Below are 1,302 nucleotides of genomic sequence, written 5' to 3'. Positions count from 1 at the left end.
GAGTATAAGATCACACCCTGTTCGGTCGGTCAAATCCTCGTGCCCTGCTTAAAAAACGTTCGCGATCTTGCCCTGGGATGGGGTGTTACCTCTGGTACGACGAATTGATATTTCTGCTGGGCTTTGGTTTCTTCGGCTGTTTTATCGCCGCGCGCATCGCCATGGGCGCCGTGCTGGCGGCCCTGAGCGTGCAGCTGGCCTGGCTCGTGGCTTTCCTCTCCACCACGCTGGTGAATACCCTGCTGCTGGGCCTTTTTGCTCTGGTGGTTTATCTGACTCATCAGGCGGTGTCGGAAGACATATCACAAAATATCAGTTGGTTATTGGTGGCGTTTCAGTTGCTATCGGCGGGCTTTATTTTCGGTGGACTCAAGTTCCATCAGGGCAATATTGGAAAATCAATTTTCGAACAAATCGGTAGTAAGGAGTCAAATATATGAAACGTATTGAAGAGCAAGCGCAGCTGCTGGATCTGGAGTATCAGGGCATCGCCCTGCTGTTTGACCAGTTTTGCCAGCGGGCGGGCACCCTCGCCAAGCAATACAAGTTCTTCAACTGGCCCGATTACGAGGATACTCCGCCGCTGTGCCGGGCGTTCACCCTGTTGGGGGAGACGCGCGAGCTTAGACTCTCTTGTCAGCCAGGTGAGCAGGGAGAACTTAACGGCATCATCCAGATCGTCGATGAAACCGGGCAGGTTCAGGCCAGCCAGGTGTATCGGGCCGATGGCCGTTTGCCGCAGGAAACGGGCCGGTTTCTCGATAATCCGCCCGAACTGCTACTCAAATTGATGCTCGATGCCGTCTGGCAGCCCGGCCTGGCCGAAGGGCAACAGCTCATCGCCAATGAGTGCCGCTGACTACATCTACGCGATGATACCGATATGCCCCCCGATGCAGTGATGACACGGGATCTCGTGAGCCAGAGGCGTTGTCATCGGGTTCGGGATATCCAATACCCGCATTCGGACGAAGGGTGGCGCATGCATGTCGGAATATCAGAGGGTTGGTTTTGTGCGAGCCAAAGACAACTCATGACAAAAGGTGGCTGAAAAACGACAGCCTACTGGCGATAACGGGTCCGCGCTGAGTGGAGCGGCGAATATAGGTGTGGCAGGGATCGGCCTGGAGTAATGAGTCCCGTGTGTGCCCCCATGGTTGTATTGAAAATAGGGCTACCTTATGATCCAACGCTCAGTGCGATACCATTTAATGAGTATTGATTTTCCTGATTACCCATGATTAGCAGCCACCACGAACTATACTGATCTTACGTACAGTTATCGAGGTGCGAGATCATGGC

General features: G+C 53.8%; 2 protein-coding genes. Both read left to right on the top strand.

Annotated features, from left to right (window positions below):
* Positions 1–104: 104 nt before the first annotated feature.
* Positions 105–440 carry a hypothetical protein gene (locus tag PG888_RS22885; protein WP_270694468.1) on the top strand — a complete coding sequence of 112 codons (336 nt, stop codon included), beginning with the start codon at positions 105–107 and terminating at the stop codon, positions 438–440.
* Positions 437–859, top strand: coding sequence for a hypothetical protein (locus tag PG888_RS22880; RefSeq protein ID WP_270694469.1), 423 nt, complete (start codon positions 437–439; stop codon positions 857–859). Before PG888_RS22885 ends, PG888_RS22880 begins: the two co-directional genes overlap by 4 nt.
* The last annotated feature ends 443 nt before the right edge of the window (positions 860–1,302 follow it).

The organism is Aeromonas sp. QDB23 (genome assembly GCF_027707745.1).
GTDB classification, from domain to species: Bacteria; Pseudomonadota; Gammaproteobacteria; order Enterobacterales; family Aeromonadaceae; genus Aeromonas; species Aeromonas allosaccharophila.
This window is presented reverse-complemented; position numbering and strand designations above follow the sequence as displayed.

Bases quoted from the DNA above. Each gene is read 5' to 3' on its own strand.
- PG888_RS22880 (WP_270694469.1), top strand. From the start codon at position 437: ATGAAACGTATTGAAGAGCAAGCGCAGCTGCTGGATCTGGAGTATCAG.